Consider the following 21,258-nt stretch of genomic DNA (forward strand, 5'->3'; position numbering starts at 1 on the left):
AAATATAGGTAATAAATAAAAAAAATCAGAATTAAAAAAAATGTTTTTTTTGATATGTGATCTCAGTTAACAACAATATTCTCTTTATTTGCTCATTAGATAATTAGTTTTCACTATTCAACATACAATACCAATCCTTTCAGATATTCTCCCTCAGGATGGTAAATATTTACAGGATGATCGGCTGGCTGGCTCAACTGGTGTAATATTCTTACCTTTCGTCCCGACATGGCGGCAGCACTAAATACAGCAAGGCGGAAAGCCTCTTTAGAGATAACCTGAGAGCAGGAGAACGTAAACACAATACCTCCGGATGCTACTTTTTCAAAAGCAGTTGCGTTCAGGCGTTTATATCCCTGCAATGCATTGCGGATAGCTCCCCTGTGCTTGGCGAATGCCGGAGGATCCAGTATGATGAGGTCATACTCTCCTTTTTCTATATTTCCCAGGAATTTGAATGCATCTTCTGCAAATGCCTCATGCCTTTCATCTCCGGGGAAATTGATCTCTACATTTTTGTTAGTCAGTGAGATCGCTTTCGATGAACTATCTACCGAATGGACTAGTTTCGCACCTCCGCGCATAGCGTAGAACGAGAATCCCCCTGTGTAGCAGAACATATTCAGTACCGAACGGTTATCCGAATATTTTTCAAGCAGAGCCCTGTTGTCCCGTTGGTCGACAAAGAAGCCTGTTTTCTGCCCTTTTACCCAGTCGGGATAGAATTTAAGGCCATTCTCTATTGCAATTTCAGATACATCTTTTCCTCCATACAGATAATCATTCTCTGCACCTAAGTTTGCCTTAAAAGGCAATGTCGTTTCCGATTTATAGTAGATGTTCTTTAATGTATCGCTCATCACAGATCTCAGGGCAGCGGCTATTGTCAGTCTATCCTGATGCATTCCTACAGAGTGGGATTGGATAACGGCCGTCTCTCCATAGATGTCGATGATCAGCCCGGGAAGGTTATCTCCCTCGCCATGTACAAGGCGGTATGAATTGTTTTCATCGGAGACCAAACCGATGGCTTTACGCATATCGAAAGCCGATCGCAGCCGTTTCTCCCAGAAAGGCACATCGATTTCCTCTTCTTCGAACGACAGCACACGTACTTCGATGCTACCTATCTGATAGTGGCCGACAGCAATAAAGTCATTGCCCGCTGTATAAACAGCAACTACTTCTCCTTCTTCGAGGTCTGCGTCCTTTTGTTGTATAGCGCCCGAAAATATCCACGGATGAAACCGCTTCAGGGATTCTTCTTTCTTTGGCTTCAGTTTTATTTTTTTGTAAATCATACCTAAATAGCTTAGAGCTTGAGAGGCACAAAATTACAACTTTATTTTCAAAGAAGCACCCCAGCGCATAGGTTTTGATTTCTGTGCATAGTAATTACCCATCGATTCGAACAGGAAGGCATTGTAATCACGGTCGAGAATATTCTTTCCCCATACTTCCACGGTAAAGATATTCTTCTCTAAAGCCAGATGAGCATTGAGTACCCCGTAAAAACCCTGAGACATTTCATTATCTTCTGCCCAGTAAATTTTTCCTATTCCCGAGAAATTGGTATCGAAGGATATCCTGTCCAATATGGCTTTTCTTTTGAAGTCATAGGTAATACTTCCCCCGACATTGAAAGTCGATGCGGGAGCGAACGGAATATGGTTGTCCGTGTAATTGTTTACCTCATTGCCATCCCCGTCTTTTACGATATAATCCTTAAAACGGGCATCAGCCAGTCCGTAATTGACATAAAGATAAAATCCGTTGCATGGGCGGGTTTTCAAACCGATTTCGAAACCTTTGCTGTCAGCCTTTCCCGCATTGCTTACCATACGTCCGCCACGGTTGTTGATAAACTGTGTTATCTGCACATCATGTACATCGATATAGTACAAGGCGAAGTTCGTAGACAGGGTGTTGTCGATTATATCTATCTGTCCTCCGAGTTCGTAATTCCAGCTGTATTCGGGTTTGTAAGCGATCCGTTTGTTGATATCTTCTTCTTTCATGTCTTCCATCTGCCGCATATTGTTTTCGAGTGCTTCCTGCAACAGGTCGGCGAAGATTTGTATATTGTGTCCCCCGGCCTTGTAACCTTTCGATGCGGAAGCATACAGATAGGAGGCCGGCTTGAATTGATATTTTATTACAGCCTTGGGTAGTAATTCAAGAAAATCATCAGACGAACTTCCTTGAAGTATAGCATTCGCTTGCATTGGTATGGCGACAGGCGATCCGGCGGGTTGCATGGTGAAATTCGCCAGAGCATCCGAGTTATATTCAAGTTTAGTCTTTTCATAATCGAGCCTCAGTCCTAAAGTTGTGGATAACCCGGTAAGTCCGAACAAATTATTAAATGTTGACTGGTGGAATATCGCAGCCCCATAGATCGGACGTTTGAAAGTGCTGTTCAGGTCTATTACGTCATCTGTAAAAATGAATTTAGGAGCTTGCGGATTATTTCCGTGAACTTCATCCAATGGCTTTTGCAGATATTCGGCGATGCCATCTTCCATCATATATACCGGCGATGTTGTATGCAGATAATCATAGAAGCCATATACTCCGGATGACCATTGATAATTTGATTTATTTACCGACTTGATAGTTATCTCCTGACTGATTGAGTTTTGTCTTTGCTTTTGATTGATCTGAAAGTAAGATTTTGGAGTATAATCCTGATCCATATTCATTTTGTCTTTCAGGTATTGATACCCTGTCGTGGAATTTATCTCAAAACCTTTACCTGAGTATCGCAGGGCAAGGCCATTAGTCAACAAATTACGTTTGTAATAACTATCGGAATTGTAATTGATCTCATTGGTTGCTATATTGGCATAGGGGAACGCTCCCTGATCTACATAATCGTAACTAAACGAGTAGGTTGCGGACAGGCGGGATGTTATGTTCCATTCAAACTTTATCCGGCTTCCTGCATTTTTCAGATCGTCTATTTTTTTGTTATTATACAGATTGGTAAAATAACCGTCATCCTGTTTATAGAAACCACTGACAGAGATTCCCATCTTATTGTTCAACTGCTGGAAATGAGAGATATTCCCCGAGAATTGACCGTAATTTCCTCCTCCCGCTCTGATTGTAGTTCCCTGATAGGACAGGGGCGAGAAAGTATATATATTTATAAGCCCTCCCATTGTGTTTCGTCCATAGAGCGTACCTTGTGTTCCTCTTAATACTTCCACCCGTTGAATGTCGAAAAGTTCGGTGTCGAAAGATGTTGTATTGAAATAAGGCACATTGTCCACATAAATACTTACTGTCTGATCTCCCGAACGGGCACCGATACCTCTGATGTAGAAAGGGGCAGTCATCTTAGACCCGTAATCGGCAGCAAAATAGTTGGGAACTATCGCACTTAAATCCTTCAGAGAGTTGATTTGTAAAGCCTCCAGATTCTTCGGAGAGAATACCGAAACCGCAGCAGGCAACGATTTCAGACTATTTGTTTCCTTTATGGATGAAAGAATGACAATATCATTTTTCAATTCTGTATACAAGGTGTCTTTAGGCAGGTCTTTCTTAGCCTGCAGTCCTGAAATGCACAGGAGGGAAAAAAATATAAGATGGATTTTTTTTATATTATTACAAGTTTTCATAAATTTAATTTATTAGGCAATGCAAAGGAAATGCATTCCTGTAGCTTTATCAATCACTAGATGTAGTGATTTCAATAAATTATTTGAACCTATAATTGTTAAAAGTTGACAAAAGTGACACATCGTTCAGTTATCAGCCAACAAAGAACTCCTGCTACTCTTTTTATTCTGTGTTTCAAAAAAAGTTACAAAAGTTACACTTTTGCAACTTTTTCAATTTCGTTCTTTCGTCCTTTTTCGTTCTTTCGGATTTGTAAACCGAAAGTCCTTAATTGCGGATTTTAAATGAGGCTGTCCCAAAAGTGATTTTGCACTGTTAAAGTGTTACTCTCTCTGTCATTCTGAGTGCAACGAAGGATCTAAACTCTCCCGAAAAGAGATATTTCACTGCGTTCAATATGACAAAAAGAAACCAGAAAATACTTTTGGGATACCCTCCATATTACCACATTGTCTCATTAGTTTATCTTATAGATAAAATTCCGTAAGAAAAATGCAGTTTTATAAACAAAAACAGATATGAATAGCTGTTCGCTATTTCATATCTGTCTTATACGATTGACCTTGTTTTATCTGATTACTCCCAATACTTGAAAAAATGATGTACAGGTCCGTGTCCTTTTCCTATCTCATAATCAGCCCCGGCGATAATGGCTTTGTTGATATAATCTTTGGCTTGTCTGACAGCCTCATTTAATGGTAAGCCATGAGCCAGAAAAGATGCAATAGCCGAAGAGAATGTACAACCTGTTCCATGTGTGTTCTTTGTATGAACACGTTCGGATGTCAGTTCTATTATCTCGTCTGTTTCGGCATTGTAGAATACATCGGTAAGTTTTTCGTCGGAAAGATGTCCTGCTTTGAGCATAACAGAGACTTTATTACCAAATGATAGCTCCTTCACGACATCCGGCAGGTCTTTCTGACTTTTAATGCTTTTCCCAAGAAGTATCTCGGCTTCGGGTATATTGGGCGTTATTATCCTGACAATGGGGATCAGCTCTTTTTTTAGTGTTTCGATAGCTTCATCCTGCAACAGTTTATCTCCCGATGTAGCTACCATTACCGGATCTAAAACCAGATTTTTTATATTGTAATTCAATAGAGTTTTCTTTACAGCTAATATCAGTTCAGTGGAGTGGAGCATCCCTATCTTTACGGCATCGGCACCTATATCATCCAATACCGATTTTATCTGCCCTGTAACAAATGGTACAGGGATAGGGTGCACGTCGGTAACACCAACTGTGTTTTCGTCCACTACAGCTACTATCACAGTAGCACCATAGCATCCGCAAGCTGAAAATGTTTTCAGATCGGCCTGAATACCTGCGCCGCCACTTGGATCGCTACCTGCTATTGATAAAGCGATTTTATAATGCTTTTTCATAATTTTTTAATCAAGTTTTATATAGTCCATTTTTCAAGACGCCATGCGCTGTCCCAAAATAACCATTCCATTTTGGAACACATCACATAAGCTGTGGTCATTGCTTTACGTTGTTCTTCGGTACACTTTTCAGCCAGTTCATCGCAGATAGCGATAGCCGTTTTTACCGAATCTTCGAAAGCTTCGCCGCCGTAAGTATCTATCCAGCTTTGATAGGGATTGTGTCCTTTTGTCTGATTGGCCAATATATAGTCTCCCACCTCTTTGTAAATCCAGAAACAAGGTAACACAGCCGCAACAATCACCTCGACCGGAGAGTTAGCGAGTTGCCTCAACAGGTAAGATATATATAGCAGGCAGCTTGGCGATGCTTCTGATTTAATATTGCTTTCTGTTTTACTTACGAACGATTCATGCAATGCTTTTTCTACAGCTATACTGTCTCCTGCAAAGTGGATAAAAGCTTCTATATGTTCCGGTTTACTTAGTTTAGAGGCTATGCCCGTAAGCACTTTTCCGTATTCGGCGAGGTAAAGTGCATCCTGCTGAATATAAAACGTAAACTTTTCTTTATCCAGCGAGCCATCTATCAATTCCTGTATAAAAGGTTGTTCAAGTATCTGTTTATAGACTGGTTCTGCTTTCTTCCATGCGGTTTCACTCCATTTCATATTTTATTCATTTTTTGTTTTTCGACTCATTTACTATTTTTCTTAACTCCGAAGCAGCCAGACTTGGATCGTTCGCTGACATAATAGCCGATACGACTGAAATACCATCTGCTCCGGCATGTATTATATCTTTGGCATTCGACTGGTTTATGCCGCCAATACCTACACTCGGGTGCTTACTTATCCGGGTAATTTCCTTTACGCCATCCAACCCTAAGGCCGAGGCTGTGTCTGTTTTCGTCAGTGTACTGAAAACAGGGGATATGCCAATGTAATCGACATCCAGATTATTCGCTTCTATCGTGTCTTCTATATTTTCTACCGAAAGGCCTATGATCTTATCTTTCCCCATCAATTTGCGGACTATAGGGTAGGGTATATCGTCCTGTCCTATATGCAGGCCATCAGCGTCGCATGCCAGCGCGATATCGAGCCTGTCGTTTATTATCAACGGAACTTTATACGGTTTCAGCAGCGTTTTCATTAGCATGGCGAGTTCGTAAAACTCTTTGCCGGAACAATCTTTTTCGCGCAGTTGAACCATTGTTACACCACCTTTTACGGCAGCTTCCACCACTTCGCTCAATGTGCGTCCGAGTGACAGGCTACGGTCGGTTACAAGATACAGGCTCAGGTCGAAAGGTAACATAGGTTTATAATTTTATATTGGCTTTTATCGTATCACCATTCAGGTTGTATAGTTCATCGAGAAAGTTCACCTGTAAACTACCGTTTCCCGACGATCTGTGGGCTGCGATTTCTCCGGCAATACTCATTATCGCCATTCCGTGCGTGGCGGCTTCCAGCAAGTCTGGGTTCACTGCCGTAAATGCGGCAACCACCGCAGTTGCCGTACATCCCATGCCTGTTACACGGGCCATCATCGGGTTGCCGTTCTTGACTGTGCGTACATTGTCACCATCGGTAATATAATCGGTCTGCCCACTGATAACGACTACTGCATTCGTTTTTCTCGCTAATGTTTTTGCAGACTCCAGAGCAGAGTCGGAAGAATCGGTACTGTCCACCCCTTTGGTCTGTATTCCGGCGTTGCATAATGCCATTATTTCAGATGCATTTCCCCTGATAACAGATGGTTTGCACTCTTCAATTATCTGCTTGCATACATTTGTCCTGTATGGTGTAGCTCCTGCGCCTACAGGATCGAATACTATGGGAGTACCTTTTTCTAATGCGGTTTTCCCGGCAATAAGCATTGCTTTTACCCATTCAGGCTCAAGCGTGCCTATGTTTATTACCAGGGCAGAAGCAATACTCGCCATATCGGCTACTTCTTCGAGCGAATGTGCCATAACAGGGGATGCCCCTACAGCTAGCAGTCCGTTGGCTGTGTTGTTCATTACTACATAATTTGTGATATTATGTATCAAAGGCGATTTTTCTCTGACCAGTTCCAGATCCCGTATTAAATTGGAAATATTAATCATATTTAATTCGTGTTTTAAATGAAAAAGCCGTCTCATCAAATGAAACGGCTGGTAAATATATCTGATAAATTATATACTTATAGATTTTACCGTTTCCCTACGATGCCAATTACAACATATCAGGTTCAAGGGTTTAATCTCAGCTCTTTCTTAAGCACCCCTAACAGTACGCACACCACAAACTTACATAAAAAAATCGAAGAAAGGGATAAAAACGAGTAAATATATAAAAACTGACATTTTGTCAAAAAGATTGTTTTGGCAAATATTTTGAACGGATAATATCAGACAACTGTTATAAAAATTAGAATATAAAAGGAGAATTAAATATATGAATTTCAATAATTTTACTATCAAATCTCAGGAAGCTATTCAGAAAGCAGTTGAGATAACAAGGGATAAGGGACAGCAGTCTATCGAGCCTGCTCATATCCTTTTGGGAGTGATCCTTATCGGAGAGAATATTGTGAACTTTCTTTTCCAGAAGTTAGGTGCAAATCCCTCACATATTACATCGGTGCTGAACAAGGATATCGATTCCTGTCCGAAAGTTTCGGGAGGAGAACCTTACTTGAGCCGTGAGAGTAATTCTGATTTGGACAAAGCGGCCGATTATGCTAAGAAAATGGGAGACCAGTTTGTTTCTATCGAACATCTTTTACTTGGCTTGTTATCGGGTAAAAGTTCTGCAGCCCAGATGCTAAAAGACGTAGGCGTAAACGAAAAAGACCTGCAAGCTGCTATCAGCGAATTGCGGAAAGGCAATAATGTGACCAGCCAGTCGGCTGAAGATACATATCAGTCATTAGAAAAATATGCGATAAACCTGACTCAGCGGGCTAAGGATGGAAAACTCGATCCTGTAATCGGCCGTGATGACGAAATCCGTCGTGTATTACAGATATTAAGCCGCCGTACAAAAAACAATCCGATACTGATAGGCGAACCGGGGACCGGTAAAACGGCTATCGCTGAAGGGCTGGCACATCGTATTATCCGGGGCGACGTCCCAGAAAATCTAAAGAGTAAACAGATTTATTCTCTTGACATGGGTGCCTTGATTGCCGGAGCAAAATACAAAGGTGAATTTGAAGAGCGTTTAAAATCAGTAGTCAATGAGGTAATCAAGTCGGAAGGCGAAATCATCCTTTTCATCGATGAAATACATACACTGGTAGGCGCAGGAAAAAGTGAAGGGGCAATGGATGCCGCTAATATTCTAAAGCCTGCTTTGGCTCGTGGCGAACTTCGTTCTATTGGTGCTACCACCTTGAATGAATATCAGAAGTATTTTGAGAAAGATAAGGCTTTGGAACGCCGTTTCCAGATCGTGATGGTAGACGAGCCTAGCGAGATGGATGCTATTTCTATTCTTCGCGGGCTGAAAGAAAAATATGAGAATCATCATAAGGTGCGTATCAAAGATGAGGCTATTATTGCCGCAGTACAGCTTTCGAGCCGTTATATCACAGACCGTTTTTTGCCGGATAAGGCTATCGACCTGATGGACGAAGCAGCAGCAAAATTGCGTATGGAAGTGGATTCTGTTCCCGAAGAACTGGACGAAAAGAGCCGCCGTATCAAACAATTGGAAATAGAGCGGGAAGCCATCCGCCGGGAGAACGATAAAGCTAAAGAAACTGAACTATCCAAACAGATCAGTACGCTGAAAGAAGAAGAGAAAGACCTGAAGGCCAAATGGCAATCGGAGAAAGACGTGATCAATAAGATTCAGCAAAATAAGATAGATATTGAAAATGTCAAGTTTGAAGCAGAGAAAGCCGAGCGCGAGGGCGACTACGGAAAGGTTGCCGAACTTCGTTATGGTAAACTCAAAGAATTGGAAGACGGCATTACTAAATTGCAGGAGCAATTACACCAGATGCAGGGTAATCAGGCTATGGTGAAGGAAGAGGTAGACTCTTTTGATATAGCTGATGTGGTTTCCCGTTGGACAGGTATTCCGGTAAATAAGATGTTACAGAGTGAAAAGGATAAGCTATTGAATCTTGAAGATGAATTACATCGACGTGTCATTGGCCAGGATGAAGCAATTGCCGCTGTGGCCAATGCTATACGCCGTAGCCGTGCTGGATTGCAGGACCCGAAACGCCCGATCGGTTCGTTTATTTTTCTCGGTACGACTGGAGTAGGGAAAACAGAATTAGCGAAAGCTTTGGCCGAATTCCTGTTCGACGATGAGAATATGATGACACGTATCGACATGAGCGAGTATCAGGAAAAATTCAGCGCAACCCGCCTTATCGGAGCACCTCCGGGATATGTGGGTTATGATGAAGGTGGGCAATTGACTGAAGCTATCCGCCGTAAACCTTATTCAGTTGTATTGTTTGATGAAATAGAAAAAGCACATCCCGATGTATTTAATATTCTGTTGCAGGTATTGGATGACGGGCGGCTAACCGATAATAAAGGGCGTGTAGTCAATTTTAAGAATACGATCATTATCATGACATCTAATATGGGTTCGGGATTGATACGTGAAAATTTTGCAGGTATCACTCCGTTAAATCACGATGAAATCGTAGAGAAAACAAAGAAACAGGTACTGGATATGCTGAAAGTAAATATTCGCCCTGAGTTTCTGAACCGTATCGATGAGATCATTATGTTTGAGCCACTTAATATGAAAGAGATAGAACAGGTGGTTCGCATACAGCTCGATGGGGTAAGGAAAATGCTGGACAATAACGGTGTAAAACTGGAATTTACAGGTGATGCTGTTAATTGGATCGCTCAAACAGGTTTTGATCCTGAATTTGGTGCCCGTCCGGTGAAGCGTGCAATTCAGCATCTGGTACTCGATCCGTTATCTAAGAAGCTGCTTGAAGGTAGTATTAATAAATCAGCTCCGATTATTGTGGATGTAATTGAAGGGGTATTATTTTTTAAGAATTAAAGTTTAGTAAATATCATAGAGGACGATTCTAATTTTATATTGAATCGTCCTTTTTTTGCTGTTTATCAACATCATAAAGAATAGTTGATTGTCTGTGATTTTTTAATACATTTACACGACTAATACTTTTAGTGGTAATTAAATTTATAGACTATGAAAAGGAAATCATTATCATTGGGCGTACTTGCCTTTATTTGTTTAACATTGGGTATTATCGTTTCTTGTAACAAAACTCCCGAACCGGCACCGGTTATTCCGTTAGAGGATTTCTTTAAGAATCCCGACAAAACATCTTATCAGATTTCTCCTGACGGACAATACTATTCTTACAAAGCTCCATATGAGAGCCGTATGAATATTTTTGTTCAGAAAATCGGTAGCGATTCGGCCTTGCGGATTACTTCCGAGACCGAACGTGATATTTCCGGGTATTTCTGGGGAAACAATAATCGTATATTATTCCTGAAAGATACAGGCGGAGATGAGAATTTCCAGCTCTATGGCGTAAATATTGATGGTAGCAATCTACTGCCTTTGACTGCTTTTGAGAAGGTGCGGACAATGATTATCGATGATCTGCCTGATATTGAAAGTGAGGTAATAATCGGTCTGAATAAACGGAATCCTCAGATATTTGATCCATACCGTTTAAATATAGAAAACGGAGAGATGACAATGCTTGCGGAAAACCCGGGTAATATTCAGGGATGGATGACCGATCATGACGGAAAACTTCGTGTGGCTGTTGCTCTGGACGGAGTCAATCAAAGCCTGTTGTACAGGGATAAAGAAGAAGAGCCTTTCAAGACGCTGATAACAACGAGCTTTAAGGAAACGCTAAGCCCTTATTTCTTTACTCCGGATAATCAAAAACTATATGCCATATCAAATATTGGCAGAGATAAGGATGCTTTGATAATATATGATCCTCAGACTGCTAAAGAGACTGAGATGCTGTATGAAAATGATAAATATGATATTACAGGAGCAAGCTATTCCAGAAAAGATAAAAAGCTCCAGGTGACGTCTTATATGGCTCATGATGGGGTTCGTCGTCATTTCTTCGATGATAAGCTAAAAAGTGTTTTCGAAAAAATTACTTCGAAAGTTTCGAATAAACCATTCGGGATAACCAGCATGAATAAGAATGAGGATATAATGATCGTTCGTACATACAATGATAAAACTCCGGGAGGATATTATGTTTATAATGTAGAAAAGGACGAACTTACGCATATCACAGATATATATCCATGGCTGGATGAAAATAATATGGCTGCAATGAATTGTGTGACTTACACTTCCCGTGACGGATTGACTATAGAGGGATATCTTACTCTGCCTAAGGGATATACAATGGAGACTGCTAAAAATCTTCCTGTAGTGGTAAATCCTCATGGAGGCCCTTGGGCTCGCGATAGCTGGGGCTTTAACCCGGAAGTGCAGTTTTTGGCTAACAGAGGATATGCTGTCTTCCAGATGAATTTCCGTGGATCGACTGGTTTTGGAAAGAAATTCTGGGAAATCTCATTTAAGCAGTGGGGTAAAACCATGCAGGATGATATTACCGATGGTGTGGAATGGCTGAAGAGCAAAGGTATAGCCAATCCGGAAAAGATAGCCATCTATGGAGGTAGCTATGGTGGCTATGCAACTTTAGCGGGATTGACATTCACTCCTGATCTTTATACCTGTGGTGTGGATTATGTGGGGGTGTCAAACCTGTTTACTTTCTTAAATACAATTCCTCCGTACTGGAAACCAATGCTTGATATGATGTATGAGATGGTAGGTGATCCGAAAGCGGATAGTACATTGCTGGCCAGTGCATCACCTGTATTCCATGTAGATAAAATAAAAGTTCCGTTGTTTATTGCTCAGGGAGCTAATGATCCGCGCGTGAATAAAGATGAATCGGATCAGGTAGTAGCAGCTTTGAAAAAACAGGGAGTGGAAACACAATATATGGTGAAGGACAATGAAGGTCATGGGTTCCATAACGAAGAAAACAGATTTGATTTCTACCGTGCTATGGAGAAATTCTTAGGTGAACATTTAAAAGATACTGTGAAGAAAGAGAAATAATCCGAATAGAATAGAAAAGCCCGATTTAATCGGGCTTTTCTATTCTATAGATATAGTTTAATACCTGTAATGTTCAGGCTTGTACGGCCCTTCCACTGGCACACCTAAATAATCAGCTTGTTCCTGGCTGAGTCTTGTAAGTTTTACTCCTATTTGTTCAAGATGCAGGCGAGCCACTTCTTCATCGAGATGTTTTGGTAAACGGTATACATTTACCTCATAATCACGTATCCAAAGTTCGATTTGTGCCAGAGTCTGGTTTGTGAATGAATTGCTCATTACAAACGACGGATGGCCTGTCGCACAACCCAGATTTACCAGACGGCCTTCGGCTAATAAGAAAATAGAATGTCCGTCGGGGAATGTGTATTTATCTACCTGAGGTTTGATGTTGGTATGCTGTATGCTAGGGAAGGTTACCAGTTTGTCTACTTGTATTTCATTGTCAAAGTGACCGATATTACATACTATAGCCTGGTCTTTCATCCGTGCCATATGCTCGATGGTAATGATATCGCGGTTTCCTGTTGTGGTAACGAAGATATTTCCTTCTTTTACGGCATCTTCCATCGTAGTTACTTCAAATCCTTCCATAGCTGCCTGTAAAGCGCAGATAGGATCTATTTCGGTAACGAGTACACGGGCTCCGTAAGAGCGCATGGAATGGGCGCAACCTTTGCCTACGTCACCATATCCTGCAACCACTACTATTTTTCCCGCAATCATTACATCGGTAGCACGTTTGATACCATCGGCAAGTGATTCGCGGCAACCGTACAGGTTATCGAATTTCGATTTTGTAACAGAATCGTTTACGTTGATGGCCGGAACAAGAAGTTCTCCTCTTTCCATCATCTGATAGAGGCGGTGTACTCCCGTTGTTGTTTCTTCCGATACGCCTTTCCATTCTGCAACTGTGCGATGCCAGCGGTTATCATCTTCTTTCAGTATACGTGAAATTGTGTCCAGTATGACTTGCTCTTCCTTGCTGGATGCTTGTTTGTTGAGGAATCCGGCGTTTTCTTCGGCTTTATATCCCCAGTGGATAAGTAAAGTAGCGTCTCCTCCATCATCCACTATCAGATTAGGTCCTTTTCCTTCGGGAAAACTAAGCGCTTGTTCGGTACACCACCAGTATTCTTCCAGCGTTTCACCTTTCCATGCAAAGACAGGTACCCCGGTAGCGGCTATTGCAGCTGCGGCATGGTCTTGTGTGGAAAAAATATTGCAACTGCACCAGCGGACATCAGCGCCTAATTCTGTTAATGTCTCAATCAATACGGCAGTTTGCACTGTCATATGGAGTGATCCCATTATACGTGCGCCTTTTAAAGGCTTGGTCGTACCATATTTTTTACGAAGTGCCATTAGTCCGGGCATTTCGTATTCGGCTATTTCTATTTCTTTTCTTCCGAAGTCAGCTAAACTGATATCAGCTACCATATACGGCTGATCAGGAATGAGTTGTTTTGACATAAGATCTTTTGTTGTTAAATATATTTTTCTCCGTATTTAAGTTTTGCATCAGTTACAAATTGTTTGATGCGTTGTTCTTCTTCTTTTTTACATATGAGTAAGACATTGTCGGCCTCGGCAACTATGTAGCCGTCCAGTCCCTGAATGACACCCAGCTTTCCAGCCGGTAGTGTTACCACATTTTCCGAACTGTCAAAGAATAATATATTCGCTATCAAGGCTGCATTTGCATCTTCATCTTTATCTGATATTTCATAAAGAGATCCCCATGTACCCAGATCGGACCATCCAAAGTCAGCTGCCTGAACATACACATTCGTTGCTTTCTCCATCACACCATAATCGATGGAAATATTGGGGCAAAATGGAAAATTTTCGTCGATAAAGGCTTTTTCTTTATCAGTACCGAATAATTCCTTTCCTTGATCGAATCTATTAGTTATTTCGGGTAAAAATTGATGGAACGCATCTAATATCGTTCTGTTATTCCATATAAATATGCCTGAATTCCAGAGAAATTCTCCACTCTCATAAAATACTTTAGCAAGTTCAAGATTTGGTTTTTCCGTGAAAACTTTTACTTTGGTAACTCCATCAAGTTTCTCTTCACTCATTTGGATATAACCATAACCTGTTTCCGGACGGCTGGGACGGATGCCTAAAGTGAGTAGCGTATTATGCTTTTCAACAAAAGCAAATGCGTTTTGTATGATTGTAACAAATTCGTCTTCTTTAAGTATTAGATGGTCTGATGGCGCAACTACAATATTCGCATCGGGATTAAACGAATTGATATGGTAGGTGGCGAATGCAATACAAGGAGCGGTATTCCTGCGCATAGGCTCTAATAATATCTGGTTAGGCTTTAGTTCGGGAAGCTCGTCCATCACCATTTGAGCATACTCCTTATTGGTAACAATGTAGATGTTTTCAACAGGTAATATTTTGCTAAACCGGTCTACTGTCATTTGCAGAAGTGATCTGCCGGTTCCAAAGAAGTCAAGGAACTGTTTTGGTCTGGCTTCGCGACTAAATGGCCAAAAGCGGCTACCTATGCCACCGCTCATTATAACGCAGTAATTGTTTGTATTATCCATATAGTTATAAAATTTACACAAAGTTACATCATACTAAAATACAAACAAAACAAAAGAATAACAATAGCTATGAAAAATATATAACTCTTGGTTAAAAAAGTTTCCTCCCAATTTTTGATATATCAAAAATATGTGTACTTTTGCACCTCACAAGCCCAGATGGCGGAATTGGTAGACGCGCTGGTCTCAAACACCAGTGGATTCACTTCCATGCCGGTTCGATCCCGGCTCTGGGTACTGAGGCGGAGAAAGTTGAAAAACTCTCTCCGCTTTTTGTTTTTGCGCCTCGTAACTCATTGGTCTGCTGATAAATTAAATCAAGTACCTTATTATAAGAATTGGTTCGATATGACTTCCCATCAAAAACTACTTTTTCGGGGAACATTGAACTTAATAGCTTACATTTCACTTCAACTTTACCTTCTTTTATATAGTAATCCATCCTGTCTATCAAGTCAATAGAGTACTTCAATTTTGGTTCGATATTAGAACGGTTTAGGTTTTCTTCTATTGTCTTTTTTTCTTGAATGACTGCAATCTCTTTCGTATATCTTTCCTTCATCCTATCGTAATCATTCTGTTTTATTTTTTCATCTAAATAACCATCTTCTAATTTATTTCTTCTTTCTTCGATTCTCATAATTTCAATATCAAATTTTTGAATATCAATTGCCTTTTCTTCATTGTTAGTTTTATTCAAGAATTTTAAAGCTTCTGTATATAGTTTTAATACTTCTTTATTGGGTTTTAATGATGATAGATATTTAGTAAATCCTTCAATTGCATTTTCGGCTCTACATCTAAAATGTTTTCCATCTTTACTACAATTATAGTAATAATAAGTACCACCATTTCCTTTACTTGGTGCGCCTGTCATAGCTGAACCACATACAGGGCACTTCAAATACTTTCTTAAAAAAGCATCAGGATGTACTTTTCTTGATAACTTAGGTGTACTCTTCTTTTTACCATCAAGTACTTCTTGCACTTTCCAAAAGTCTTCAATCTCTTTTTCAGTTTTAAGGATAGGCTCATGTAGCCCATCTACATAATGGGCAGGAATAACCTTACGTCCGTTTGCTACATCCACAAAGTCAGGAACAAACACTTTTCCTATATAAAACTGTTTCCTTAACATCTCAAAGAAAGATGTTTCAGGTATATTGTATCCTTTTCGTACAAATTGCTTCCTTATATAGGTTGGGGTTTCCACCCCTTTTGCTACTTCTGCAAATATCTGACGTATTTTTATAGCTTCATCTTCAACTATTTCTACATATTTGCTGTGGTCGTCTATTTTTACGTTCTTATACCCTCTTGGAGCTTTATTTGTACATTTTCCCATTTCTGACTTTTCATGAATACCATTTTTGGTTCTTAATGATATTTTATTGTTTTCTGACTCTGCACTCCCTATATAAATTCCTAACATAGTCGGAAAGTCAGAAGAATTATTATCTAAAGGGTTTACAATAGAATTTACCTCTATTTCTAATTTCTTTAATTGGCGAATATTGGTTAAAGCATATTCTAAATTTCGTGAATATCTATCCCATGTATAAAACAATACGACATCTACCCCATTCTTATGTGACTTTAAGAAATTCATCATTTTCTTTATTTCAGGTCTTTTAGAAAATGTTTTAGCACTGTAATCTTCTCTAAAAGGCTCATGCAGAATATTGATATTATTTCTTCTGCAATATTCTGTTAAAGACGCTTCTTGAAAATCAAGACTTGTACCTTTTGCTTGTTCATCACTACTTACCCTACAATATATCACTGCATTTTTATATTTATTCATCATAACTTCTTAATTTTCAATTATATTATTTTCTATTTGTAATTCAGCTAAAAAGAAAACATACTCTCTTATTAGCTTTATTTCATCATCTGTGTATTTTCTTTTTCCTGCATTTAAAATTTTCTTGCATGCTTCTAAACTTAACATTAATAATCATTTTCACTCTCTTTATTCTCATTGTCTATATCTAATATCTGCTACCGCTATAGACCACAGTAGACATAATAGACTATCTACATCCAATACTTCTACTGAATGCAAAATGTAACCCTATACGGATAACCGAATAAGTATCTATTTTGATTTTAACAAATCTACTGATATAAAAATCAAAACAGAAATTTCTAATTAGCTTTTTTATATATATTTTCACAATTAGACTATAAGGTATTGATAATGATTTTCTTATCGCTTAATTTTTTTAGAATTTTTTTTTTAAAATAGAAAAAGATAGAGGCAATATATTTATCTAACGAATGGTACGCATATATATATGAAGATAATATTTTAACTATTAAACGCAGGATACGTGAAACCGGGGGTAGGTAGGGGATACCTACCCCGGGATTAAATTATGGTTTTTACTTTTCTTAAAGTATTCACGGAAGTTCCGGTAATCTTTTGAATGTTTCTTAAAGAATAACCTTTGCGTAATAACTTAATATCTTCTATATATTGAGTTTTTATTACTTCATTATCTTTTTTATAACCGACCTTACGACCAACAGTACCGCCGTTAGCTAAATGATTTTTATAGCCGGACTCAACACGCTCCCGGATAGTTTTGCGCTCCATCCGGCTTACTTCTGCAAGTATGGTAATGAGGAATTGTGACATTGGGTTTATTTCCTTGTCTGATGTTAGTGTTTCAATGTTATAGTTCTGTATATACAGGGATATTTTATTTTGATTAAGTAATTCTATTGCCTGCAATGTTTGAAGTGTATCACGACCTAAGCGACTAAGTTCTGTGACCAAAACTTTATCTATATTATTGGCATTAACAAAGTCAATCAATTCTATTAATACAGGACGTTCTGAGTTCTTTTTAGCACCGCTAACCATTTCGGCGAACACTTTTACAATATCATAGTTATTTTGGTTTGCAAACGCCGTTAAATCGTTTATCTGACGCTGATAATCTTGAGTTCCATTACTTGAGCTCACCCTCGCATACAACACAACCCGTAATTTCATATTATATCATTTATTATACCCCAAAGGTAATTATAATACATATATTTACCAAACAAAATCAGTAGTTATTTAGTCTATATTTACTAAAACATTGTATCTTTGTAAAAAATTATTATCATATGGCTTTAAAATATACTCAAGACAGACAAGTAATCCATCTATATTGCAAGGAAACTGACCAACATTATTATTTTGGTTCAATACAAGCTATATATGAAATATTTCAGGATTGGCAAATAGGAGTTGCTGCACAGACTTTATATAACCGAGGGCTATTGACAAAATATGAGAATGATAGAGTTGTAATTCGAAAAGGGCATCTTATTCAAAAAAGCCATTCTAAAACAGATTAATATAATATTATTCGATGACAGAAAAAAAGTCACTTAAAGAGATACCAAAATAGCTACAAATATCATTTAAAGTTGATACTGTAATGTTTGATTTACCTGCTTCTATTCTCGCTATATGAATATCAGTATCAATATAAAAAGTTTCTTGCGAAACTCCCTTATCCATTCTCAATTGCTTTATTCGTTGAGCAATCTTAGCCAATAACTCAGTATTACAGCGTTGTTTATTCATATAATGCAAATTACGCTGATTACTAAAACTTTTTCACTGACATATTTGTCAGTATTTGAAAGTTTATATACTTTTGCCACGATTATAAACTTAAAAATCATAATTATGAAAAAGGATTATTTCAAATTTCTATCAGTAATGGTAGTGATGTGTTGTTTCAGTCTTTGTCTTCCTTCCTGTAGCAGTGATGACGATGACGAAAAAGAAGAAGATTCTAAATCTTTGATTATTGGTAAATGGAAAATAGAATCTTCGTCTCAAGGTATTGATAAGGACGAAAAGAATTGGATATTTAATATCAAATCTGATGGCACTTACTCCAACGGAGATGGTGACGAAACCGATGATGTGGGTACATGGGTAATTGATGGTAACAACTTTAATTATAAATCTACAATTTGGGGACTGAGTTTCTCTGCTGAAATTCTTGAACTAAACAAAACTCATTTCACTGCCAAAGTGAAAAATCCTATTTCTTCGGGCTACATTACTAACACATATAAAAGAGTAGAGTGACTTTTTAACCTTTTACATTAAACTGACACAATAAGAAATGTATCAATAAGTCTATTTATAGATTATATTGATACATTTTTATTTTGCTACAAAATTCAATATTTTATATACCGGACAAAAGTAATTAAGCAAATTCTACATAAACACAGGGATTCCGACAAGAAATTGACGAGTTGAACGGGTCATTTACTATCTTAAGAAAGGCATTATTCGCTCAGTTTTTGCCTGATTTCAGACAGTATTTGATTAGAATTATAGCTTTGGTTGCACATTTGGAAATGAAGTGCTGTAATTTTCTTCATTCGGTCAGCTAAACCATTCCGGGAATTAGGGCTATAAATGTAGAGGTCTTTCATTTCTTGGTGTATTTTCTTTAAGTCACCATTGTGCTTCTTTATTATAGCTACCATTGCATAAGTTTCATAATTGTTAATATAATCTTTGCACTCTACTTCACCATATCTAAATACCTTATTAAACTGAGTAAGCAACGGATTAACATTAGACTTAAATATATTACTAATATGAGTGTTTTCTGTATTTAAAAATTCGCATATTCTCTTTGGTGTGTTCAGTTCCATTTCAAAACGTGTTTTGCCTTCAAAGTAATTCTTAATTGTATTGGGATTTTCAACTTCTGACAGAAATTTCTTATTTTCACTTTTCTCTATTTCCTTTTCTTTGTCGTATATAACAATACTTTCCTTACAACTTTCAGACTTCACATCTTTAGTAAACCGGATACCTTCATTCTTATAATGTATCCAATTAAAACGGCGAGGATTTCCAACACATGTATTAAGACTACTAAGGACATTATCAGTCAAGTTAAATTCAATATCATTCGTTATATGGACTTTAGAGAAATAACAATCATTTAGGATACTATCTACATCAATAGTACATATACCTAACTTATTTATATTTTCTAAACATTGCCTAAATGTTGTTTGTGTTATCAATTTAGGATAATCATCTAATAAGATTTTAGATGAAAATTCTAAGGTTAATGATTTACTTGGATAGCTTATTCCGATATATAAATTATAAGGAACTGATTTATCATATTTGGAACTATAATTTATACCTAACAAATCTCCATGTTTATTATAATTCTTATTAAACTCAATACAAGTTTCTTTCAAATATTCTTTATTGGTTCTAATTTTTACAGTATCAAATTTTAAGTGTTTGTTTTCATAACTATTCATTTTAAAGTTATTTACTCATTATTTTCATGTAGATTCCCATAATTGGATTTATCATGTGTAGTCTACAGGCTACATTTTCCCTATCTTGATAGTAGAGAATGCGTTTTAAGTAAATAATAAAGGTTTGAAATGAATAAGTAAATAGTTAATGGAAATATTTATATGGAAAACAAAAATTGTCTAACAACTTTAAATTATATTTGCTATAATACCATATAAAATAAGGAAAATGGAAAAACTATTTACTATTATAGAGCGACAAAAAATAATAGAAGAAGCTGAAAAAAACTTAGATATATATTTAGACACATATGTAATGTCAGGAGATTCTGATGAAACAAATATAATTACTATATCAAAAATAAATCATTTAATTGTTACACAAGGGAATGAGGATACAGGCTTTACCCATCTAAATAATAGACACGGCTTCTTTTCATTTAAAAATTATTGGATAGAAAATAATGAGTTGCAAACCTTTAAATTGGATAAACCAAGTAAATTTCATCCTAATATGATGCCTATTATTGATTTTATCAAAGTTGCTGATGCTATTTTTAATTCTGATAATAAAAATATAACTAAAAATAATCATCCTGATATTTTTGATAAATATACAGGAGAATATTCATATACTGATGAGCAAAGAGAGAAGTATCATTTACTTACTTATAAGGATACAAAAATTATTCATTCTCTTTTTCCTGATAAAAAGAAGCATAACAGAAAAACCAAGATAAAATATGGAAAAGGCATTGTTACATGTAAAACAAAGTTCCCGATTGGTTATAATGACCTGCTTATACCTTATGAAAATAAAGATAGTATCACTGCATATTCTATTTTAGTACGAAAGTATTATAAAGAAAAGGTCGAAAGATTAATAATACAGAAACATGATATAGAGGGAAATCCTCAATATTTATTTGTTTTAGGTGAGCGTACATTCAATGATTACGAAAGTTTTACTCATGAAGATATGCTATATTATCAACATGAAGATTTAAAAGATTTAGAAGATATTATAACTCATATTGATAATATTGAAATATGTATTATTGAGGACAAATGATTTAAATAAAAAGATGATTGTTAAAATATTATTAAACTATTTCAATATTATCATACTTAAATAAGGTGTAAAAGTTTAGACTAGATCTGACAGTAGGGCAAAATTTTCAAGGTTTAATATTAGGTTTTTCTAAGCCATAATTTCTTGGAATAGTTAAATA

Annotated in this window: 18 protein-coding genes, 1 tRNA gene and 1 riboswitch; of the genes, 6 read left to right on the forward strand and 13 right to left on the reverse strand. The window is 37.5% G+C overall.

Annotated features, from left to right (window positions below; translation table 11 throughout):
• Positions 1 to 113: 113 nt before the first annotated feature.
• The 6 genes from GGR21_RS18930 to thiM form a co-directional block, all read right to left on the reverse strand.
• On the reverse strand, positions 114 to 1,301 hold the full coding sequence (locus GGR21_RS18930; protein ID WP_183308837.1) for a class I SAM-dependent rRNA methyltransferase: 1,188 nt from the start codon (positions 1,299 to 1,301) through the stop codon (positions 114 to 116).
• A 33-nt stretch (positions 1,302 to 1,334) separates the two neighbouring features.
• Positions 1,335 to 3,626, reverse strand: a complete 2,292-nt coding sequence (locus tag GGR21_RS18935; RefSeq protein ID WP_183308838.1) for a TonB-dependent receptor — start codon at positions 3,624 to 3,626, stop codon at positions 1,335 to 1,337.
• 577 nt (positions 3,627 to 4,203) lie between these two features.
• Positions 4,204 to 5,016: a bifunctional hydroxymethylpyrimidine kinase/phosphomethylpyrimidine kinase gene (gene thiD / locus GGR21_RS18940; RefSeq protein ID WP_183308839.1), complete on the reverse strand. Its 813-nt coding sequence runs from the start codon at positions 5,014 to 5,016 to the stop codon at positions 4,204 to 4,206.
• A 17-nt stretch (positions 5,017 to 5,033) separates the two neighbouring features.
• Positions 5,034 to 5,687: a thiaminase II gene (gene tenA / locus GGR21_RS18945; RefSeq protein ID WP_183308840.1), complete on the reverse strand. Its 654-nt coding sequence runs from the start codon at positions 5,685 to 5,687 to the stop codon at positions 5,034 to 5,036.
• A gap of 7 nt (positions 5,688 to 5,694) precedes the next feature.
• Positions 5,695 to 6,336 (reverse strand): thiamine phosphate synthase, encoded by a 642-nt coding sequence (gene thiE, locus GGR21_RS18950; RefSeq protein WP_183308841.1) that lies wholly within the window; start codon positions 6,334 to 6,336, stop codon positions 5,695 to 5,697.
• A 4-nt stretch (positions 6,337 to 6,340) separates the two neighbouring features.
• The gene (thiM, locus tag GGR21_RS18955) at positions 6,341 to 7,135 is read right to left on the reverse strand and encodes a hydroxyethylthiazole kinase (RefSeq protein ID WP_183308842.1); all 795 of its coding nucleotides are present in this window, start codon (positions 7,133 to 7,135) and stop codon (positions 6,341 to 6,343) included.
• 77 nt (positions 7,136 to 7,212) lie between these two features.
• Positions 7,213 to 7,307, reverse strand: a riboswitch (TPP riboswitch).
• 159 nt (positions 7,308 to 7,466) lie between these two features.
• Between thiM and clpB the strand changes: the two genes are divergently transcribed.
• A complete protein-coding gene (clpB, locus tag GGR21_RS18960; protein ID WP_183308843.1) occupies positions 7,467 to 10,055 on the forward strand; it encodes an ATP-dependent chaperone ClpB in 2,589 nt (862 codons plus the stop codon).
• A 153-nt stretch (positions 10,056 to 10,208) separates the two neighbouring features.
• The gene (locus tag GGR21_RS18965) at positions 10,209 to 12,140 is read left to right on the forward strand and encodes a S9 family peptidase (RefSeq protein ID WP_183308844.1); all 1,932 of its coding nucleotides are present in this window, start codon (positions 10,209 to 10,211) and stop codon (positions 12,138 to 12,140) included.
• A 57-nt stretch (positions 12,141 to 12,197) separates the two neighbouring features.
• Here the strand turns inward: GGR21_RS18965 and ahcY are convergent, their stop codons facing one another.
• Together ahcY and GGR21_RS18975 are read right to left on the reverse strand one after the other, a co-directional pair.
• Complete coding sequence (gene ahcY / locus GGR21_RS18970) at positions 12,198 to 13,616, reverse strand: adenosylhomocysteinase (RefSeq protein WP_183308845.1); 1,419 nt, start codon at positions 13,614 to 13,616, stop codon at positions 12,198 to 12,200.
• A gap of 14 nt (positions 13,617 to 13,630) precedes the next feature.
• Positions 13,631 to 14,713 (reverse strand): mannose-1-phosphate guanylyltransferase, encoded by a 1,083-nt coding sequence (locus GGR21_RS18975; protein ID WP_183308846.1) that lies wholly within the window; start codon positions 14,711 to 14,713, stop codon positions 13,631 to 13,633.
• Between the two features lie 153 nt (positions 14,714 to 14,866).
• Between GGR21_RS18975 and GGR21_RS18980 the strand changes: the two genes are divergently transcribed.
• Positions 14,867 to 14,950: transfer RNA gene (locus tag GGR21_RS18980), tRNA-Leu, on the forward strand.
• Here the strand turns inward: GGR21_RS18980 and GGR21_RS18985 are convergent.
• From GGR21_RS18985 to GGR21_RS18995, 3 genes are all read right to left on the reverse strand, one after another.
• A complete protein-coding gene (locus GGR21_RS18985; protein WP_246348122.1) occupies positions 14,916 to 16,520 on the reverse strand; it encodes a recombinase family protein in 1,605 nt (534 codons plus the stop codon). The two genes, GGR21_RS18980 and GGR21_RS18985, sit on opposite strands and share 35 nt — an antisense overlap.
• Positions 16,521 to 16,526: 6 nt before the next feature.
• Complete coding sequence (locus GGR21_RS18990; protein WP_183308847.1) at positions 16,527 to 16,664, reverse strand: hypothetical protein; 138 nt, start codon at positions 16,662 to 16,664, stop codon at positions 16,527 to 16,529.
• Positions 16,665 to 17,084: 420 nt separating this feature from the next.
• On the reverse strand, positions 17,085 to 17,714 hold the full coding sequence (locus GGR21_RS18995) for a recombinase family protein (protein ID WP_183308848.1): 630 nt from the start codon (positions 17,712 to 17,714) through the stop codon (positions 17,085 to 17,087).
• Between the two features lie 119 nt (positions 17,715 to 17,833).
• Here GGR21_RS18995 and GGR21_RS19000 point away from each other — a divergent pair, with 119 nt between their 5' ends.
• Positions 17,834 to 18,067, forward strand: a complete 234-nt coding sequence (locus GGR21_RS19000) for a hypothetical protein (protein WP_183308849.1) — start codon at positions 17,834 to 17,836, stop codon at positions 18,065 to 18,067.
• Positions 18,068 to 18,074: 7 nt separating this feature from the next.
• Here the strand turns inward: GGR21_RS19000 and GGR21_RS19005 are convergent, their stop codons facing one another.
• Positions 18,075 to 18,299 (reverse strand): helix-turn-helix domain-containing protein, encoded by a 225-nt coding sequence (locus tag GGR21_RS19005; protein ID WP_183308850.1) that lies wholly within the window; start codon positions 18,297 to 18,299, stop codon positions 18,075 to 18,077.
• Between the two features lie 105 nt (positions 18,300 to 18,404).
• On the opposite strand from GGR21_RS19005, the gene GGR21_RS19010 reads away from it, so the two are divergent.
• Positions 18,405 to 18,815: a lipocalin family protein gene (locus tag GGR21_RS19010; protein ID WP_183308851.1), complete on the forward strand. Its 411-nt coding sequence runs from the start codon at positions 18,405 to 18,407 to the stop codon at positions 18,813 to 18,815.
• Positions 18,816 to 19,021: 206 nt separating this feature from the next.
• Here GGR21_RS19010 and GGR21_RS19015 read toward each other — a convergent pair whose 3' ends face one another.
• Complete coding sequence (locus GGR21_RS19015; protein ID WP_183308852.1) at positions 19,022 to 20,026, reverse strand: hypothetical protein; 1,005 nt, start codon at positions 20,024 to 20,026, stop codon at positions 19,022 to 19,024.
• Between the two features lie 229 nt (positions 20,027 to 20,255).
• On the opposite strand from GGR21_RS19015, the gene GGR21_RS19020 reads away from it, so the two are divergent.
• The gene (locus tag GGR21_RS19020; RefSeq protein ID WP_183308853.1) at positions 20,256 to 21,098 is read left to right on the forward strand and encodes a hypothetical protein; all 843 of its coding nucleotides are present in this window, start codon (positions 20,256 to 20,258) and stop codon (positions 21,096 to 21,098) included.
• Positions 21,099 to 21,258: the final 160 nt, after the last annotated feature.

Origin of the sequence: Dysgonomonas hofstadii, assembly GCF_014196915.1 — a bacterium.
GTDB classification, from domain to species: domain Bacteria; phylum Bacteroidota; class Bacteroidia; order Bacteroidales; family Dysgonomonadaceae; genus Dysgonomonas; species Dysgonomonas hofstadii.